Here is an 18,014-nt window from a genome sequence, read left to right as displayed (position 1 = left end):
CCTAGAGAGTCGGCCATTTCTGAAAGGGCCATGGCTGCTCATTTAGGGCAATATTAGCTGGAAAATTCTTTAAAAATTGGCTGGAAGGGACGGGGAGGCTTGGGCCTCCGCCGTTTATTCAGGGTATCTGGCGGGGTTGGTCTTAGCCGGTAGCTCTAGCCGAAGTTTGAGCGGAATGCATGAAGGATATAGGGGCTTCTTCGGCATTTTCGAAAGTCACCATTTCCCAGGCGTCTTTGTCGTTCATTAAGCTTAGCAACAACTTGTTGTTCAACGCGTGGCCGGATTTGAAGCCTTGATATTCGCCAATCAGGCTATAGCCCAGCAAATATAAGTCGCCGATGGCGTCGAGAATTTTGTGTTTCACAAATTCGTCTGCGTAGCGCAGACCGTCTTCGTTCAACACTTTATCGTCGTCCACCACAATGGCGTTATCCAGGCTGCCGCCTAGCGCCAGATTGTTCTCGCGTAAAAACTCGATGTCCTTCATAAAACCAAAGGTTCGGGCCCGGCTGACTTCCTTCACAAACGTAGTCGAAGAAAAGTCCATCACAGCGGTTTTTAGATGTTCGGAAAACGCCGGATGTTCGAAATCGATGGTAAAGGTGACTTTAAAGCCATCGAACGGTTCGAACGCGGCCCATTTATCGCCGTCTTCCACGCGGATTGCGCGTTTGATACGGATATATTGTTTGGGTACGTCCTGCTCGACCACGCCAGCCGATTGCAACAAAAACACAAATGGTCCGGCGCTGCCGTCCATGATCGGTACTTCCGCGGCGCTGACATCGACAATCGCGTTGTCTATGCCTAAGCCGGCCAAAGCCGACAGCAAATGTTCGACCGTGGAAACTTTTACGCCGTCACGAACCAAAGTCGTGGATAGCTTGGTTTCGCCGACATTTTCAGGGCGCGCGGCAATCATCACCGGAGTTTCCAAATCCACGCGGCGAAAACGGATGCCGGTATCGGGATCTGAGGGGTGCAGGGTCAGATAGACCTTATCGCCGGTATGCAAACCGACGCCGGTGGCTCTGATGGTGTTTTTTAAAGTACGCTGTTTAATCATGAAATGCCGACAAATAGGTAAAACAAAGTCGGGGAGTCTATCACAGATTATGCGATAGCTCCCCCCGAACTTGGCTCAGCTGCCTCATAGACTTGCCGCAAGCGGCCCTTAGTCTGCTTGGCGTCTCAAGAAGGCCGGTACGTCCAAGTAATCCAGGTCCACATCGTTTCTAGGTTGCGCGCCAAAGCGAGATTCCCGGGCCGATTCCTGTTTTTGCTGACGCACGATGGTCGGTTTGTCCAATTGATCGTAATTGATCTCGCCGGCCGCGACTTTTTTCACCAAGCTGATTGGCGAAGCGGCTTGCTTGGCTTTTTCGCCCATGCCGGTGGCGACGACGGTGACTTTAATTTCCTGACCCATAGCTGGATTGACCGCCATACCGATTTTCATGTCGGCGTCTTCGGAAGCAAATGCGTGCATGATGCTGCCGATTTCGTCGAATTCGTTCAAGCCCAGGTCGCCGTTAGAGGTGACGTTCACCAGAATGCCGCGAGCACCTTGCAGATTGTTGTCATCCAACAAAGGGCAGGCAATCGCTTTTTCAGCTGCCAAACGCGCGCGGTTTTCGCCGCTGGCGACGCCAGTACCCATGATCGCGCTGCCCATATTGGACATGACGGTTTTCACGTCGGCAAAGTCAACGTTCATCAGACCAGGGTGAGTGATTAGCTCGGTAATACCTTGCACCGCATCGCGCAACACGTCGTTAGCCGCGCGGAATGCTTCCACCAGCGATTTATTGTTGCCCAAAGTTGGCAGCAATTTTTGGTTTGGAATGATGATCAATGAATCGACCAGTTTTTCCAGTTCGCGCAAACCGGCATCGGCGACGCCCTTTTTCTTGGAACCTTCAAAATCGAAAGGTTTGGATACGACGGCTACGGTCAGTACGCCCAGTTCTTTGGCAACTTCGGCAAATACCGCGATAGCACCGGTACCGGTACCGCCGCCCATGCCGGCAGTCAAAAATACCATGTCGGCGCCAGCGATCACTTCGCGGATGCGGTCGCGATTTTCTTCGGCAGCTGCTCTGCCTACTTCAGGACGAGTGCCTGCTCCCAGGCCTTTGGTTAGTTCTACACCCAGTTGCACAATGGACTCTACGCTCATTTCCCGCAGGGCTTGGGCATCGGTGTTGGCGCAGATAAATTGCACGCCGTCGATACCATCTTCCACCATATGGTTAACCGCGTTGCCGCCACCGCCACCGACGCCGATGACCTTGATAACCGCGGTGCCGCTACTATCCAATAATTCATATTTCATTTTCACACCCTCCAGACAAAAAATTAAAAATTTCCTTGAAACCAGCTTTTGATTTTTGACAACAGATCCGCGCCATCATCGTTCATGCCTAACGCCCGGCCGTGATGATCCTTGCCATAAAGCAACAAACCCACCGCGGTCGAATAAATCGGGTTTTCCGCCACATCGGTCAATCCGGATACATGCAGCGGCACACCCATGCGAACCGGCATATGGAAAATTTCCTCCGCCAATTCGACCAATCCTCTTACTTGCGAACTGCCTCCGGTAATTACCATGCCGGCCGCAATTAAATCTTCATACCCACTTCTTCTTAACTCTGCTTGTACCAGCAGCATTAATTCTTCGTAACGCGGCTCGACAATTTCCGCCAGGTTTTGCGCGGAGATCTTGCGCGGCTCACGGTCGCCGATGCTGGGGACCGCGATGGTTTGTTGCGGATCGGCCAATTGCGTCAACGCGCAAGCGTATTGGCGTTTGATTTCCTCCGCGTTTTTGGTCGGCGTCCGCAGCGCCACGGCGATGTCGTTGGTGACTTGATCGCCGGCGATGGGAATCACCGCTGTATGCTTGATCGCACCTTCCGAGAAAATCGCAATATCGGTGGTGCCGCCGCCAATGTCGATCAGACACACCCCCAAGTCTTTTTCGTCGTCGGTCAACACGGCCGCGCACGAAGCCAGTTGTTCCAACACGATGTCGTCCACATCCAGCCCGCATTTGCGGATGCATTTGACGATGTTCTGTTCGGCACTGACGCTGCTGGTGACCATGTGCACCTTGGCTTCCAAACGAATGCCTGACATGCCGATCGGCTCCTTGATACCTTCCTGTTGGTCGATCACAAACTCCTGCGGCAGGATGTGCAGGATCTTCTGATCGGCCGGAATCGCCACCGCCCGCGCCGAATCGATCACTCGGTCGATATCGTGCTGAGTAACTTCCTTTTCCTTGATCGCCACTATGCCGTGCGAATTCAGGCTTTTGATATGGCTGCCGGCGATACCGGCAAACACCGATTTGATCTGGCAACCCGCCATCAATTCGGCTTCCTCAATCGCCCGTTGGATGGAATGCACGGTCGATTCCAGATTGACCACGATGCCTTTTTTCAGGCCCTTGGACGGTGCGGTGCCGATACCGATCACTTCGATTTCGTCGCCACCCCGGTATTCACCGACGATAGCCGCGACTTTCGACGTGCCTATATCAAGCCCCACTAATAAATTTCGATCTGTCTTTTTGGCCATTGTTTATGCTCGGTAAGCGTTTAAATCAGGTTTTTATTTTTTTCCACGATTGCTTTCCAATCGATGTTGGTGACTTCCGGTTTCCAGGTCACCGCAAAGCCGTTCGGGTAACGGGTATCCACGCTCGCTATCATGGCCAGCTGTTCCTCTCCCAATAAATCCATGGTTCTTAGAAAGCGCTGCATATTTTCCAGCGGCGCCTTTCTGCCCAACTGCATTTCCATGCCGCTGGCTAACTTGATCCGCCAGGCTCGTCGTTCGTTGACGTGAAACTCGGCGAGCTGCATCGATTTATCCTTCAAGACGATGTACACGCCTTTCATGATCTCCAGCAGCTTCTTTTCCTGGCCGTCCGGGCCGGTAATCAGCGGTAAATTTTTAAATTCGTCGATATTGTCCGGCACCAACAAATCGCCTTGCTTGTTCAGCAGCGCCGATTTCCCCCAACGCACTACCGGTTTTTGCTCGGTAATTCTTATATGCACCGCATCCGGCCACACCCGCTTGACATCGACCTTATCTACCAATGGCAGGGCTTTAATCGCTTGATGAATCGCATCCATGTCTGCCTGGTAATAGCCCTGTTTCATTTGCGGCGCCAATACTTCTTTCAGCCGGTCCTTGCTGGTGTACTGGAACGCGCCCTCAATCTTGACGTAGCGAATCGGCTTACTGCTCAGTGCGCTGGCGCCGAATTGCTGCCACGTCCACCAACCGCCGCCGACCAACAGTGCGGAAATAACGATGAATCTAAATCGGCTCACCTGGACCCGCCATGCTGGTTTCCAAAATGCGCCAGACCAACTCATCGAAACTAATCCCCACGGCCTTAGCGGCCATCGGCACCAGACTGTGGTCGGTCATACCCGGTACGGTATTGACTTCGATCAGTTGCGACCGGTCGTTAGCGTCGATAAATACATCCACGCGCGCCCAGCCTTTCACATCTAAGGCATGGCAGGCTTGTACCGCCAAGGCTTGCAATTGTTGTTCGCGCTCCGCGCTCAAGCCGCAGGGGCAGTGGTATTTCGTGGTGTTAGCTCGATACTTGGCATCGAAATCGTAAAAGGAATTGGGCGTTTCCAATCTGATTGCCGGCAGTGCTTCGCCGTCCAATATGCCAACGGTGAATTCTTGGCCTTGTACCCATTGTTCTGCATACACGTCGCATAGATACTGCTTGGCCAATTGCAGGGCTGCGATCAATTCGTCGCGATTAGTCGCTTTGCTCATACCGATGCTGGAGCCTTCCTGCGCTGGTTTAACGATCACCGGAAATCCCAGTTTGGCGATGCAAGGATCGATGTCAGCGGCACTTTTCAGCACGTACCAAAGCGGCGTGCTCAAACCCAAACCTTGCCAGCACAACTTGGTACGCAATTTGTCCATACTCAATGCCGAAGCCATCACGCCGGAGCCGGTATACGGCAAACCCATTACTTGCAAGACGGCCTGCAACACGCCGTCTTCACCGCCACGACCATGGATTACGTTGAACACTCTGTCGGCTTTGACGCCTGCCAACGCATCGATTGGGCTAGCGGTGACGTCTATCGCGACCGCGTCAACACCTTGCGCTTTCAAGGCTTGAAACACCGCGTTGCCGCTGTTCAAGGATATTTCGCGCTCGGCGGCCGAACCGCCCAACAGGACCGCGACTTTGCCGAAATCGGCGGCATTTTTGATGCGTAATGGCTTCATGCTTTATCACCTACCCGGCAGACTTCAGTTTGCAGACTGATGCCGAATTGCGTTTGTACTTGAGTTTGAATATGTTCGATCAAGGTTTCTATATCTTCAGAGCTAGCGTTGCCACGATTCTCGATAAAATTGGCATGCTTTTCCGACACCACTGCGCCGCCGATCGCAAAGCCCTTCAGGCCGCAGGCTTCGATCAAGCGGGCCGCGTAATCGCCAGGCGGATTCTTGAATACTGAACCGCAAGTCGGTTTATTGGTCGGTTGCGAGGCGTTGCGTTTTTCCAGTAGTGCTTTGATATGTTGCTGGCTGGCTTCGCTGTTGCCTTTGCTTAACTTCAGTTGAGCCGACAAGAACCATTCGTCGGCCAAACCTTTTACAGAACGGTAGGCCACTTCGAATTCGTGGTGATCCCGTTGGGTTACATCGCCGCGCGGGTTGATCATTTCCACTTTCTCGACGATGCTCCAGGTCTCGCCGCCAAAGGCGCCGGCATTCATTTTGAGCGCGCCGCCCATCGTGCCTGGGATGCCGGCTAAAAACTCGGCGCCGGTCAGGCCTAAATCCGCGCAAAAGCGGGCGACATGGGCGCAAGGTACGCCGGCTTCTACGTAAACTCGTTCGGAGTCGGCCAGATACATTTCTTTCAAACGGCCGCGGGTATTGATCACCGTGCCGCGAATGCCGCCGTCGCGCACCAATAAGTTACTACCCAAGCCCATCCAATACAGCGGTTCGCCAGCGGGTAGGCTGGCGATAAATTCGATCAGGTCGGCTTTGTTTTCCGGGATGTACAGGTGTTGGGCTGGACCGCCGACGCGCCAGCTGGTGTATTTCGCCAGCGGCTCGTTGTTTAATAAAGTGCCTCTGGTCACCATTACCTTAGGGCCTCAGCCAATTGGTGCGGCAATTCAGCAGCGATCTGGCCGACATTGCCGGCGCCCATGGTCAATACCACGTCGTCTTTTTCGACGATGCCGGCCAGGATGGTGGCCAGATCTTCACGGTTTTGCACGAATACCGGATCAACCTGGCCGCGTACTCGAATCGAGCGGCTCAGCGCTTTGCCGTCGGCACCGGTAATCGGCGCTTCGCCGGCCGAATACACATCCAGTAATATCAGTACATCGACGCTGGACAGTACCTCGACGAAATCTTCGAACAGGTCGCGGGTGCGGGTATAACGATGCGGTTGAAACACCACCACCTTGCGGCGGGTCGGCCAGGCTTGGCGCAAGGCTTCCAGAGTGGCGGCCAGTTCGCGCGGGTGGTGACCGTAATCGTCGACTAGGGTTAGTTTGCCGCCGTTGAAATCTACGTCGCCATTGATTTGAAAACGTCTGCCCACGCCTTTGAATTCGGCCAGACTTTTGACTATGGCCGCATCATCCACGCCCAGCGCGGTGGCTATGGTCGTGGCGGCCAAGGCGTTCAGCATGTTGTGCCAGCCCGGCAGGTTCAGCGTGACTTTTAGCGGCGGTTGGCCGCCCCAGCGCAGCACGGTGAAATGCGTACGCAAGCCGTCTTGTTTAATGTCGATGGCGCGGACGTCGGCATCTTCGTTAACGCCGTAGGTTTTCACCGGTTTGGAAATGTTTGGCAAAATCGCGCAGACGCCTGGGTCGTCGCTGCACAAAACAGCCAATCCATAAAAAGGTAATTGGTGCAAAAACTTGATGAAAGTATCCTTCAAACGGCTGTAGCTGCCGCCGTAGGTTTCCATATGGTCTTGATCGATGTTGGTCACTATCGCCATCATCGGTTGCAGGTACAAAAACGAGGCATCGCTTTCGTCGGCTTCTGCAACCAGATATTTACCCAAGCCCAATTTAGCGTTGGCGCCAGCGCTGTTCAAGCGACCGCCGATGACAAAAGTCGGGTCCAGGCCACCCTCGGCCAGCATCATGGTGGTCAGACTGGTGGTGGTAGTCTTGCCGTGGGTGCCGGCGACGGCGATGCCGAATCTAAAGCGCATCAATTCGGCCAGCATTTCCGCGCGCGGAATCACCGGAATGCGATTCTCGTAGGCGGTGACGATTTCCGGATTGGTTCTATCGACGGCGGTAGACGTGACGACCACATCGACATCGAGCACATTGTCGGCGTGGTGGCCGAAGTAGACTTTCACACCCATGGCTTGCAGGCGATCAGTAACCGCCGAGCCTTTAATATCCGACCCGGACACGGTATAGCCCAGGTTGGATAGTACTTCGGCGATGCCGCTCATGCCGGTGCCGCCGATACCGACAAAATGGATTTTGTCGATGTCGCCCAGCGCTTGGTTTTCGATGTTGGGGCGGTTCATACGGCGGCCTCCGCAACGCAAATATCGGCCACAGTCTGAGTGGCGGCGAGTCTGGCCTTGGCTTTGGCGGCCCGGCTCATGGATGTTAATGATGTCATGGCTTGTTCTATGGTTTTACGCAGATTGTCCGCGTTTAATTCGGGTTGCGGCAGCAACAATGCGGCACCGGCTTCTGTTAAATATTTGGCGTTGGCGGTTTGGTGATCGTCGATGGCGTGCAGCAAGGGCACGAAAATCGCCGGCAAGCCGCAGGCCGCCACTTCACTGACCGTCATCGCGCCGGCCCGGCAAATAATCAAATCGGCCCATTGGTAGGTGGTGGCCATATCCTCGATAAAGGCCAAGGCTTCGGCGTTCAGACCCAGTTTGCGGTAACGCTCGGCCACTTCAGCTTGCATGGCGCTGCCGGTCTGGTGTTTTACGTCAAGATTGCTCAATCCGGCCAAGGCCTCCGGCACAGTGTCGTTCAGGACTTTAGCGCCCTGGCTACCGCCCAGGATCAGAATCCTTAAATTGCGGCCGGCTTGCGGATGCCATTCCGATTTTTCAGGCAGGTCAATGAACGCATCTCTCAACGGATTGCCGGTGCAGATGGCGTGTACCGACTTGGCGAAGCTATCCGGAAACGCTTCCAATACTTTGCGGGCAGCAAGTTTCACCAGTAAACGGTTGGTGGTGCCGGGTACCCGGTTTTGTTCGTGTATCACCAGCGGGATGCCCAACCATTTCGCCATCAATCCGCCCGGTCCGGCCACAAAACCGCCCATGCCCAATACTACGTTAGGTTGGCGTTGCTTCAGTATGCGCCGTGCTTGCAGGCAGGCTTGAATCAATTTAATACCGGCGCCGAGTTTGGACAGCAATCCCTTGCCGCGCATACCGGCTACCGCCAGCCAGTCTATGTCGATATTGTTGGCGGGCACTACCCGGCTTTCCAGGCCTTTCTCGGTACCCAGCCAGCTGACTTGCCAGCCGCGTTGGCGCATCTCCTGAGCAACTGCCAGTGCCGGAAACACGTGTCCGCCGGTGCCGCCTGCCATGATGACGATGCGGCCGCTCATGCGTGTTTCCCCTTCACATTGCTTTTATTGTGTTCGGTGACTTCGTAATGAATCCTAAACAATACCGCCATCGCGCCGCACATGACGATCATACTGCCGCCGCCGTAGCTCATCAGCGGCAAGGTCAAACCTTTGGTGGGCAGCATGCCCATGTTCACGCCCATGTTTACGAAGGATTGGAAGCCAAACCAGATACCCAGGCCGTAAGCTGCTAGTGCGGAAAATTTCAGGCCGGCTTGTTCGGCTTGTTCGCCAATCGCAAAGGCGCGGACTACCAGGGCGGCGAATAGGCCGATGATTAGCAATACGCCAAGCAGACCGAGTTCTTCACCCAAAACCGAGAACAAAAAGTCGGTGTGCGCTTCCGGCAGATAAAAAAGTTTTTGCAGGCCGTTGCCCAAACCAACGCCGAAAAATTCGCCGCGACCGAAGGAAATCAGGGCTTGAGTCAATTGAAAGCCACTGTCTCTGGCGTCGGCCCACGGATCCATGAAACTGGTGACCCGCGCCAATCGATAGGGAGATTCGATAACCAATACCACGGCCAAGCCTGCAACTAGGCCCAATAAAATGATGAACTGGGAAATACGGGCGCCGCCCAGAAACATCATGCCCATGGCGATGATCAGAATCACCACCGCCGAGCCGAAGTCAGGTTCGAGCAATAAAAGCACGCAAGCTACCGAAAACAACATTAGGGGTTTGACCAAGCCGAACGCTGAGCGACGCACGTGTTCGGAATGGCGAGTCACATAGCCGGCCATGTACATGACCGAGATGAATTTCACCACTTCTGAAACCTGAATCCGCAACCCGAAAATCGACAGCCAGCGGATACTGCCGTTGACTTTGATGCCGACGCCGGGAATTAATACCACCAAAAGCAAAGCCAGGCCGGCGATGAACAGGGTTTGCCCCATTCTTTCCCAGCTCTGCATCGGTATATTCAAAATGACTGCGGAAAAGCCCAAGCCGAACGCAATATGTATCAACTGCTTGAATGGATAGTGCGAAATGTCATCGGCCATCTTTACGCCCAAGTGCAAAGAGGATGAGGTGACCAGCATGAAGCCGATGCCCAGCAGACTAAAGCACGCTAGCATCAACACCGGGTCGATATGCAAACGGTTTTGCGCGCGTGGCTTGACTGTTGGTTTCAACATAAGGGCAGACTCATCACGGCTTCGGCGAATTTATTGCCGCGGTCAACATAGCTGCGATATTGATCGAGACTGGCGCAGGCCGGCGATAACAGCACACTGTCGCCTGCGCTAGCAATGCTGGCGGCTATGGTTACCGCTTCCTTCATAGTTCCCGCGAAATGCGTTGGCACGCAGTTGTTTAACGCTTGCGCGATCAGTTGCGCGTCTTTGCCTATCAGCACCACGGCCTTGGTTTTTTCGGTGACGACCGGTACCAGTTCGCGCATGTCCGCGCCTTTGGTCTCGCCGCCGGCGATCAAAATCACTTTATGTTCGTAACCTTTTAGCGCGGCTATACAGGCACCGATATTGGTGGCTTTGGAATCGTTAACCCAATTGATGCCGCCTTTTTCCGCGACTTTTTGCATGCGGTGCGGCAAGCCTTTGAATTGTCTGAGCGCATCGCACATTTTGGTGATGCTTAGACCGGCTGCCGTGCCCAGGGCCAGCGCTGCCAACGCATTGGCGATGTTATGGCTACCTTCCAGGCGCAATTTGCTTGCCGCCATTAGGGCTTGTTCGCCTTGCATCAAAGTATCGGTTTCGCCGCGACGCAGATAAAAATCGGCTTGAGTTTGCGTGGAAAAAGTCAATGTTTGCCGGGCGGGATCGCGCATGGCCATGACCATCGGGTCGTCGGCATTCAAGACCATTACGCCGTCGCCCCGGAACACGCGTTGCTTTTCCGCCGCATAGCCCGCCATGCCGTCATGGCGATCCAGATGATCCGGACTGACGTTTAATACGGTGGCGACTTTGGCGTTCAAAGCCTTGGTACGTTCCAGCTGGAAGCTGGACAATTCCAATACGTAAAGTTCGGCGTCCTGTTGCAGCAAATCCAGAGCCGGTGTGCCGAGGTTGCCGCCAATGGCAGTTTTGACGCCGGCGGCGTTAGCCATTTCGCCCAGCATGGTGGTAACCGTGCTTTTACCGTTGGAGCCGGTGATGGCGATAACCGGTTTATCAGTGGCGCAAGCGAATAAGTCGATGTCGCTGAGTACGGTAACGCCCGCCTGTACGGCTTTTTGGATGGCCGCTTCGTGTAAAGACACGCCAGGGCTGACCAGCAAGTGAGTGGCGACATCCAGCGCGGATTGGTCGAAACCGCCGGAAAACACCGGCACGTCCGGCATTTGTTCGCGTAGGTTGTCGATCAGCGGCGGGTTTTTTCGGCTGTCGATCACCGCGAATTTAATCGGCGTCTTTTGCAAAAATTGCGCAGCTGAATAGCCGGTAGCGCCCAGACCTACGATCAATAGGCGAGCGCTATCCGGATTTAAGTTGAAATGGGTTTCCAGATTACTGAGTAGGGCGGTGGTGTTCATGCTTATCTCAGTTTCAACGTGGCCAGACCGATCAACACCAGGATGACCGAGATAATCCAGAAACGGACGATGATGCGCGGCTCCGGCCAACCTTTTAATTCGTAATGATGATGAATGGGGGCCATCAAAAACACCCGCTTTTTGCGGGTTTTGAAAGAGGCGACTTGGATAATTACCGAAATGGTTTCCATCACAAAAATGCCGCCCATGATGACCAAGACGATTTCTTGCCTAACCAGCACCGCGACGATACCCAGCGCAGCGCCCAAGGCCAGCGCGCCGACGTCGCCCATGAACACCATGGCCGGATAGGTGTTAAACCACAAAAAGCCCAGCCCGGAACCGACCAGGGCCGCGCAAAATACCACCAGCTCGCCGGCTTTGGGGATGTGCGGGATAGCCAGATATTGCGAGAAATTAACGTGGCCGGATAAATAGGCAAAAATCGCCAAGGCGGCGGCGATCATCACGGTCGGCATGATGGCCAGGCCGTCCAGGCCGTCGGTCAGATTGACCGCGTTACTGGAGCCGACAATGACGAAATAGGTCAACACTACGTAGCCCCAGCCGATGTCCACGGTGACGTTTTTGAAAAACGGCACGATAAACTGGGTTTCCGCGGCGACCTGGGCGGTGTTGTAAAGGTATAAGGCGGCGCTCAGCGCGACCAGCGATTGCCAGAAATATTTGGCGCGGGCGGACAGGCCGTCGCTATTGCCGAGCAGGACTTTTTTATAGTCGTCGATAAAACCAATTACACCGTGGGCCAGTGTCACCAACAATACCACCCAGACATAACGATTGCTCAAATCCGCGCAGAGTAGGGTGCTGATCGCTACCGCGAACAAAATCATCGCACCGCCCATGGTTGGCGTGCCCGATTTGGAAAAATGGCTTTGCGGACCGTCGTCGCGCACGCTTTGGCCGATTTTTTTGCGAGTCAATTTTTCGATCATGGCCGGACCGACCATCAGGGAAATACTGAGTGCGGTCAGTACGCCCAAAATGGCGCGAAAGGTCAGGTAATGCAGGACCCTGAAGCCGCTATCGATACTAGTTAAAAAATCCGCGAGTAAAAGTAACATTAGGCTGCTCTGAAATTGTTGACCATCGCCGCCACCACGTTTTCCATTTTTTGGGCGCGCGAGCCTTTAACCAATAGGGTTTCCTTTCCTGTGACGGCTGTTGTCAGGGTGTCTATTAATTGTTCCTGATCGTCGAAAAACTGGCCGCCGTCGCCAAAGGCTTCAACGGCATGTTTTGCCAATGCGCCGGTGGCGAACAAACGCTTCACCGATTTTGCCTTGATTAATTCGCCCATTTCCCGGTGTATCGCCGGGCTGTCCGGGCCGAGTTCGCCGAAAGCGCCCAGGGCCACCCACGCTTCGCTGCCGCAATCGGTCAGTACGTCCAGCGCGGCTTTCAAGGAGTTGGGGTTAGCGTTATAGGTATCGTCGATGACGATATTGCCCTTACGGCCCGTTAAGGGTTGCATGCGGCCGGTGACCGGCTGGAGTTGTTCCAGGCCTTGTTTAATGTCTGGCAGGCTGATGCCGAATTGCAGTGCTACTGCCGCTGCGGCCAAGGCGTTTTTCACATTGTGGGCGCCGGCCAGATGCAATCGGATTGGTAAAACGTGAGTCGCAGTTTTTAATTCGAAATAGGTGTTAAAGCCTTGGGAGTCTAAGGATGTGTCAATATTTAAAGCAGTAATGTCTGCTGCGGGGCTCAAGCCGAAGGACACGCTTCGATGGCTGCCGGCCACGGCTAGTAAGAAATCGTAAAAAGCGTCGTCGCGATTTAATACCGCCACGCCATTTTCACCGAGGCTTTTGAAGATTTCGCTTTTGGTTTCGGCGACGCCTTCAATACTGCCGAAACCTTCGATATGGGCGGCACCGATATTGGTGATGACGCTGACATCGGCTTGCGCATAGCGGCTGGTATAGGCAATTTCGCCGGGATGGTTGGCGCCCATTTCAATCACTGCGTAGCGATGAGAATCATCCAGTTTCAGTAGTGTCAGGGGTACGCCGATGTCGTTGTTCAGATTGCCTTGAGTCGATAAAGTGTGGCCCTGGGTGGCGAAAATCGCCGCAATCATTTCCTTGACGGTGGTTTTGCCGTTGCTGCCGGTGACGCCGGCCACTTTGACCGACAAGGCTTTGCGCCAGTATCCAGCCAGTTCCGCCAATGCCAAATGGGTATCGGTGACGATGATTTGCGGCAACGCCGATGCGCAGGCCTGTTCAATTAACAGCGCTGCCGCTCCGGCTTGCTCAGCCTTATCGATAAAGCTGTGGCCGTCGAAATTCTTGCCTTTGATGGCGATATACAGTGCGCCGGATTGTAAGGTGCGGGTATCGATACCCGTGGCGCGAATTTCTCTGTCTTCGCCGATCAGCTTGCCGTTGACGGCTTGGGCGATTTCGCTAAGTAGCAATTTCATGGCTTGCTCCACGCCGCCAGTGCTTGCATGACGACAGCGCTATCGCTGAACGGCTGCTTCACGCCGCCGATTTCTTGGTAGTCCTCGTGGCCCTTGCCGGCTATCACTACGCAATCGTCTGGGTCTGCTTGTCTTATCACTGTGTTTATGGCCGTGGTTCTATCGTTAATTACCGTTATTTTTTGGCTTTGGCAGCCGCTCAAAATGTCTTTAATAATTGCTGCTGGTACTTCACCGCGCGGATTGTCGTCGGTGACGATAACTTGATCCGCCCAGGTTTCGGCAATCCGGCCCATCTGAGGGCGCTTGCCCTTGTCACGGTCGCCGCCGCAGCCAAACACGACTCTTAACCGGTTTGCGCCTTTGACGGCTTTCAGCACTTTTTCCAGTGCGTCCGGGGTATGCGCATAATCCACAAATATCGTGGGCTTGCCGTGGCCGCCGAATTTTTCCATGCGGCCGGCAATGGCGCTCAATTTAGCCAACTGCGCGACGGCAGCTTCGAATTTGCTACCGGTCGCCAGTAGTACACAAAGCACCGCCAGCACGTTATCCAGGTTAAAGCCACCAACCAGCGATGTTGTAGCCCGGCAATTTTGCTCACGCCAGACGACATCGAATTCAATGCCGCCAGCGCTGTGTTTTACTTGTTCGGCGCTTACGGCTTCCTTAGCAATACCGCGTCGGCCGGTCGCGCTGAAAGTCCAACTCTCAACGGCGTTCGGTACGCTTTGCAAAACCTCGGCGCTGCTCGGATCGTCGAGATTGACCACCGCAAATTGCAGCCCCGGTGTCTTGAACAACGCCAGTTTGGCTTGCAGGTATTCCGCCATGCTGCCGTGATAATCCAGGTGGTCACGGCTCAAATTGGTAAATACCGCGCCTTTAAAGCTGACCCCGTTAACCCGGCCCTGATGTAAGCCGTGCGAGGAAACTTCCATGGCCACGTTACGCTTATCCTGCTTTACAAATTCATTCAGCATCTGTTGCACGGCCAACGCATCCGGCGTCGTGTTGGCGGTCGGCTGCAAATTGCCGAAATCGCCCCAGCCCAATGTGCCTATCACACCGCAAGCGGGCAAAGCCTGGGCGATTAACTGGCTACAGGTGGTTTTGCCATTGGTGCCGGTCACACCGATCACATCCAATAATTGCGATGGATTACCGTAAAATTTTGCGGCGATCTTGCCGAATTTATGCGCCAAATCGGCAATTGCTAGGCTAGGTACTTTCAAGGCACTAACTAGCTGCATATCCGCGCCATTTGGATCGTAAATTACTGCGGTCGCGCCGTTGGCTATAGCCTGTTCCGCATGCGCGATCCCATGTTGGAATGCGCCGTTCAAAGCAATAAACGCATCGCCGGCTTGGATGTTTCGGCTGTCCAAACACAAGCCGCTAATCACCAAATCCGCTGGATTTACTGTCAGTCCGTTCATCAATTCGACCAGCTTCATTGTTTGCTCAACAACAAATGCATGTTGTCCATGCCGTCAGGCTCAACGCCGTATACGCGCAACGCACCAGCCATCACTTTCGAGAATGCCGGTGCCGCCACCAGTCCGCCGTAATATTGGCCGGTGGTGGGTTCGTCCACTACAATCGCGATAATGAAGCGCGGATTGCTGGCCGGCGCCATGCCCACAAATACCGATAAATATTTATCTTCGCTGTAACCGCCGGCACCGGCTTTTTTCACTGTACCGGTTTTACCCGCTACCCGGTAACCCTCGACTCTGGCCTGATATGCCGTGCCTTCCTTGCTGATCACGTGTTCCAGCATTTCCCGGACCTTTCTAGCCGTCTCGGGTTTGAAAATTCGTTGCGCGTCCGGATCTTCATCGCGCTTTAGTAAGGCGACGGAATGAATGATGCCGTCGTCCGCCAAAGCGGTATAGGCTCTGGCCAATTGTAAAATTGAGGTGGAAACCCCGTAACCGAACGATAAAATCGCCTGGTCGAATTCGTGCCAGCCTTGATAATCCAGTAAGGAGCCGCTGGCTTCGCCGGGAAAACCGACGCCTGCGGAGGTGCCGAACCCCAGCCTGCTGTATACACCCCAAAAATATTCCGGCGGCATCGTCATCGCGATTTGCGTAACCGCGATATTGCTGGATTTTTGCAGCACGTGGGTCAAATCCATCGTGCCGTAGTTATGCACATCCTTAACCACGTTGCGGCCCAAGTGATAGACACCATGGGTTTCTATCATTACGTTGGGCTTGATATAGCCGCCATCCAGTGCCGCCGCCACCACAAAGGGTTTGACCGTCGAGCCCGGTTCAAAACTGTCCACCATGGCCCGGTTGCGATACCGGTTACTGCTCAATTCTTTGCGATTATTGGGATTGAAAGCCGGTTGGCTGACAGTCGCTAATACATCGCCGTTTTTGGCATCTAGCACCACCAGGGATGCCGAATGCGCTTTATTCTGGATCATCGCATTCTGCAATTCCCGGTAAGCCAGGTATTGCAGGCGCTCGTCGATAGTCAACACCAGGTCGCGGCCTGGGATGGCTTCTTCAATATTTTCAACGTCCTTGATGATCTGACCTTTGCCGTCCTTAATCACGCGCTTTTTGCCGGGCTGGCCGCGCAGAATGTGCTCGTAGCCGTGCTCTATACCTTCCTGGCCGATGTCGTCGATATTGGTGAAGCCCAATAAATGTCCCGATACCGCACCGGCCGGGTAGTAACGCTTAAACTCCCGTTCGAAGTACACGCCAGTAATTTCCAGAGCTTTGACCTTTTCGGCTATATCCGGGTTAATCTGTCTGCGCAAATACACGAAACGCTTGTTGGCGTCTTTTTCCTTTTTCAAGAGGGCTCGAAGTTCCTTTTCCGGAAAGCCAAGGATCTTTGCCATCGGTGTCAATTTGTCCTGTTCGGCATCTCGTAGTTGGCGCGGATTGACCCAAATTGATTGCACCGGAGTGCTGATCGCCAGCGGTTCGCCGTTCCTATCCTTAATCTGCCCGCGATAAGCCGAAACCGAAACCACGCCGACGTGCTGCATATCGCCTTTGTCCTGCAGGAATTCTTTATCGAGAATTTGCAGGTATACCGCGCGGCCCACCAAGGCCAACATGGCCAGCAACATCACCGAAAGCAGCAATCTGCGCCGGATCACAAAATCTGTATTTTGGCGCGGTATCGTGCCCGCGCCGGTGGCAATTCGCATTTACGGCTTTATATAAATAATTTTGTCTTGGGCCGGCAAAGTCAGCATCAGCCGTGTTCTTGCTTCGATTTCAACCCGGTTTTCTTCGGTCAGCGTCGTCAATTCCAGTTGTAGCCGACCCCATTCCACTTCGTAGTCGTCGAGCTCTTTTTCTTTTTTCTGAATGTCGATAAACAGCAGTCGCGATTGGTATTTACTGTAAATCACGGCAATTCCGGAGATCATCAGCATCGCCACCAGCAATGTCAGCAGGATATTTCTTGCAATCGCCATTAACGTTTCTCCGCAACTCGCATTACCGCGCTACGTGCGCGTGGGTTTTGTTGCAATTCCTGTTGTTGTGCTCGTATCGACTTTCCTATTTTGCGTAACTGGCCTTGTTCGATGTCCTGCTCTTTAATCGGCAGCTTGCCGGGATTGGTTTTCGGGCCGGCTTGGTCGCGAATGAAGCGTTTGACGATGCGGTCTTCCAATGAATGGAAGGCGATCACGACTAAACGTCCGCCCGGGGCCAATACGTCCGCGGCTTGTTTCAATCCGGTTTTAATCTGTTCGAGTTCTTGATTAATCTCTATCCTGATCGCCTGGAAGCTGCGAGTTGCAGGATGTTTGTGCTTGTCGCGAAACGGCACGCTGTTTTCGATCAATTTTGCCAATTGCAGAGTGGTCTGCAGCGGCTGCTGTTGGCGTTGGCTGACAACGGCGTTGGCAATTCGTCTGGCAAAGCGCTCTTCGCCATATTCAAACAGCACGCGAACCAATTCTTTTTCCTCGACTCGTGCCAAATAATCCGCCGCCGATAGACCGTGATTGCTATCCATACGCATGTCTAAAGGACCATCGCGTAAAAAACTGAACCCGCGTTCCGCATTGTCCAGTTGCGGGGAAGATACGCCCAAATCCATCAGAATGCCGTCGACTTTGCCCGTATAGCCTTGCTGTTCAATGACGGCACTCAGCTCTGCAAAGCTGGCGTGATTTAAACTAAAACGGCTGTCTTCCGATAGGCGTTTGGCATCGTCGCTAGCGATGGCGTCCATGTCTCTGTCAAGCGCCAGTAACCTGCCGGAGCTATTCAGTAACTTCAGAATGCCGCTGCTATGTCCTCCGCGTCCGAAAGTGCAGTCCAGATAAATACCTTCCGGTTTTATGTTGAGCTGCTCTAAGGCCTCTTCATACAAAACCGTCTGATGGGCGGGCATCTC

The 18,014-nt window shown here is 53.9% G+C and carries 16 protein-coding genes; all 16 read right to left on the bottom strand.

The features are described 5' to 3' along the window. Positions 1 to 142 precede the first annotated feature (142 nt). Positions 143 to 1,069, bottom strand: a complete 927-nt coding sequence (lpxC, locus tag G006_RS0113720; protein WP_020483771.1) for a UDP-3-O-acyl-N-acetylglucosamine deacetylase — start codon at positions 1,067 to 1,069, stop codon at positions 143 to 145. Positions 1,070 to 1,177: 108 nt separating this feature from the next. Further along, positions 1,178 to 2,338 (bottom strand): cell division protein FtsZ, encoded by a 1,161-nt coding sequence (gene ftsZ, locus G006_RS0113715; RefSeq protein ID WP_020483770.1) that lies wholly within the window; start codon positions 2,336 to 2,338, stop codon positions 1,178 to 1,180. A gap of 23 nt (positions 2,339 to 2,361) precedes the next feature. Next, on the bottom strand, positions 2,362 to 3,588 hold the full coding sequence (gene ftsA / locus G006_RS0113710; RefSeq protein ID WP_020483769.1) for a cell division protein FtsA: 1,227 nt from the start codon (positions 3,586 to 3,588) through the stop codon (positions 2,362 to 2,364). Between the two features lie 20 nt (positions 3,589 to 3,608). Then, positions 3,609 to 4,352 carry a cell division protein FtsQ/DivIB gene (locus tag G006_RS0113705; protein WP_020483768.1) on the bottom strand — a complete coding sequence of 248 codons (744 nt, stop codon included), beginning with the start codon at positions 4,350 to 4,352 and terminating at the stop codon, positions 3,609 to 3,611. Further along, a complete protein-coding gene (locus G006_RS0113700; RefSeq protein WP_020483767.1) occupies positions 4,339 to 5,289 on the bottom strand; it encodes a D-alanine--D-alanine ligase in 951 nt (316 codons plus the stop codon). Before G006_RS0113700 ends, G006_RS0113705 begins: the two co-directional genes overlap by 14 nt. Then, the gene (murB, locus tag G006_RS0113695; RefSeq protein ID WP_020483766.1) at positions 5,286 to 6,164 is read right to left on the bottom strand and encodes a UDP-N-acetylmuramate dehydrogenase; all 879 of its coding nucleotides are present in this window, start codon (positions 6,162 to 6,164) and stop codon (positions 5,286 to 5,288) included. The genes G006_RS0113700 and murB overlap by 4 nt, the downstream gene beginning before the upstream one ends. Beyond that, entirely contained in the window at positions 6,164 to 7,591 is a 1,428-nt protein-coding gene (gene murC, locus G006_RS0113690; RefSeq protein WP_020483765.1) for a UDP-N-acetylmuramate--L-alanine ligase, read from the bottom strand. The genes murB and murC overlap by 1 nt, the downstream gene beginning before the upstream one ends. After that, positions 7,588 to 8,652, bottom strand: a complete 1,065-nt coding sequence (murG, locus tag G006_RS0113685; protein ID WP_020483764.1) for an undecaprenyldiphospho-muramoylpentapeptide beta-N-acetylglucosaminyltransferase — start codon at positions 8,650 to 8,652, stop codon at positions 7,588 to 7,590. Before murG ends, murC begins: the two co-directional genes overlap by 4 nt. Further along, the gene (gene ftsW / locus G006_RS0113680; protein ID WP_020483763.1) at positions 8,649 to 9,815 is read right to left on the bottom strand and encodes a putative lipid II flippase FtsW; all 1,167 of its coding nucleotides are present in this window, start codon (positions 9,813 to 9,815) and stop codon (positions 8,649 to 8,651) included. The genes murG and ftsW overlap by 4 nt, the downstream gene beginning before the upstream one ends. Further along, positions 9,809 to 11,179, bottom strand: a complete 1,371-nt coding sequence (gene murD / locus G006_RS0113675; protein ID WP_020483762.1) for a UDP-N-acetylmuramoyl-L-alanine--D-glutamate ligase — start codon at positions 11,177 to 11,179, stop codon at positions 9,809 to 9,811. Before murD ends, ftsW begins: the two co-directional genes overlap by 7 nt. A 2-nt stretch (positions 11,180 to 11,181) precedes the next feature. After that, on the bottom strand, positions 11,182 to 12,264 hold the full coding sequence (gene mraY / locus G006_RS0113670; RefSeq protein ID WP_020483761.1) for a phospho-N-acetylmuramoyl-pentapeptide-transferase: 1,083 nt from the start codon (positions 12,262 to 12,264) through the stop codon (positions 11,182 to 11,184). Continuing rightward, positions 12,264 to 13,628, bottom strand: a complete 1,365-nt coding sequence (locus G006_RS0113665) for a UDP-N-acetylmuramoyl-tripeptide--D-alanyl-D-alanine ligase (protein ID WP_020483760.1) — start codon at positions 13,626 to 13,628, stop codon at positions 12,264 to 12,266. Before G006_RS0113665 ends, mraY begins: the two co-directional genes overlap by 1 nt. Continuing rightward, positions 13,625 to 15,085, bottom strand: a complete 1,461-nt coding sequence (locus tag G006_RS0113660) for a UDP-N-acetylmuramoyl-L-alanyl-D-glutamate--2,6-diaminopimelate ligase (RefSeq protein ID WP_020483759.1) — start codon at positions 15,083 to 15,085, stop codon at positions 13,625 to 13,627. The genes G006_RS0113665 and G006_RS0113660 overlap by 4 nt, the downstream gene beginning before the upstream one ends. Then, on the bottom strand, positions 15,082 to 16,809 hold the full coding sequence (locus tag G006_RS0113655; protein WP_020483758.1) for a peptidoglycan D,D-transpeptidase FtsI family protein: 1,728 nt from the start codon (positions 16,807 to 16,809) through the stop codon (positions 15,082 to 15,084). Before G006_RS0113655 ends, G006_RS0113660 begins: the two co-directional genes overlap by 4 nt. Next, positions 16,810 to 17,082: a cell division protein FtsL gene (ftsL, locus tag G006_RS0113650; RefSeq protein WP_020483757.1), complete on the bottom strand. Its 273-nt coding sequence runs from the start codon at positions 17,080 to 17,082 to the stop codon at positions 16,810 to 16,812. After that, positions 17,082 to 18,011 (bottom strand): 16S rRNA (cytosine(1402)-N(4))-methyltransferase RsmH, encoded by a 930-nt coding sequence (gene rsmH / locus G006_RS0113645; protein WP_026147053.1) that lies wholly within the window; start codon positions 18,009 to 18,011, stop codon positions 17,082 to 17,084. The genes ftsL and rsmH overlap by 1 nt, the downstream gene beginning before the upstream one ends. Positions 18,012 to 18,014 lie beyond the last annotated feature (3 nt).

The organism is Methylomonas sp. MK1 (genome assembly GCF_000365425.1).
Classification (GTDB): Bacteria; Pseudomonadota; Gammaproteobacteria; order Methylococcales; family Methylomonadaceae; genus Methylomonas.
The sequence above is the reverse complement of the archived record's forward strand: the minus strand, read 5'-3'. Positions and strand labels throughout refer to the sequence as shown.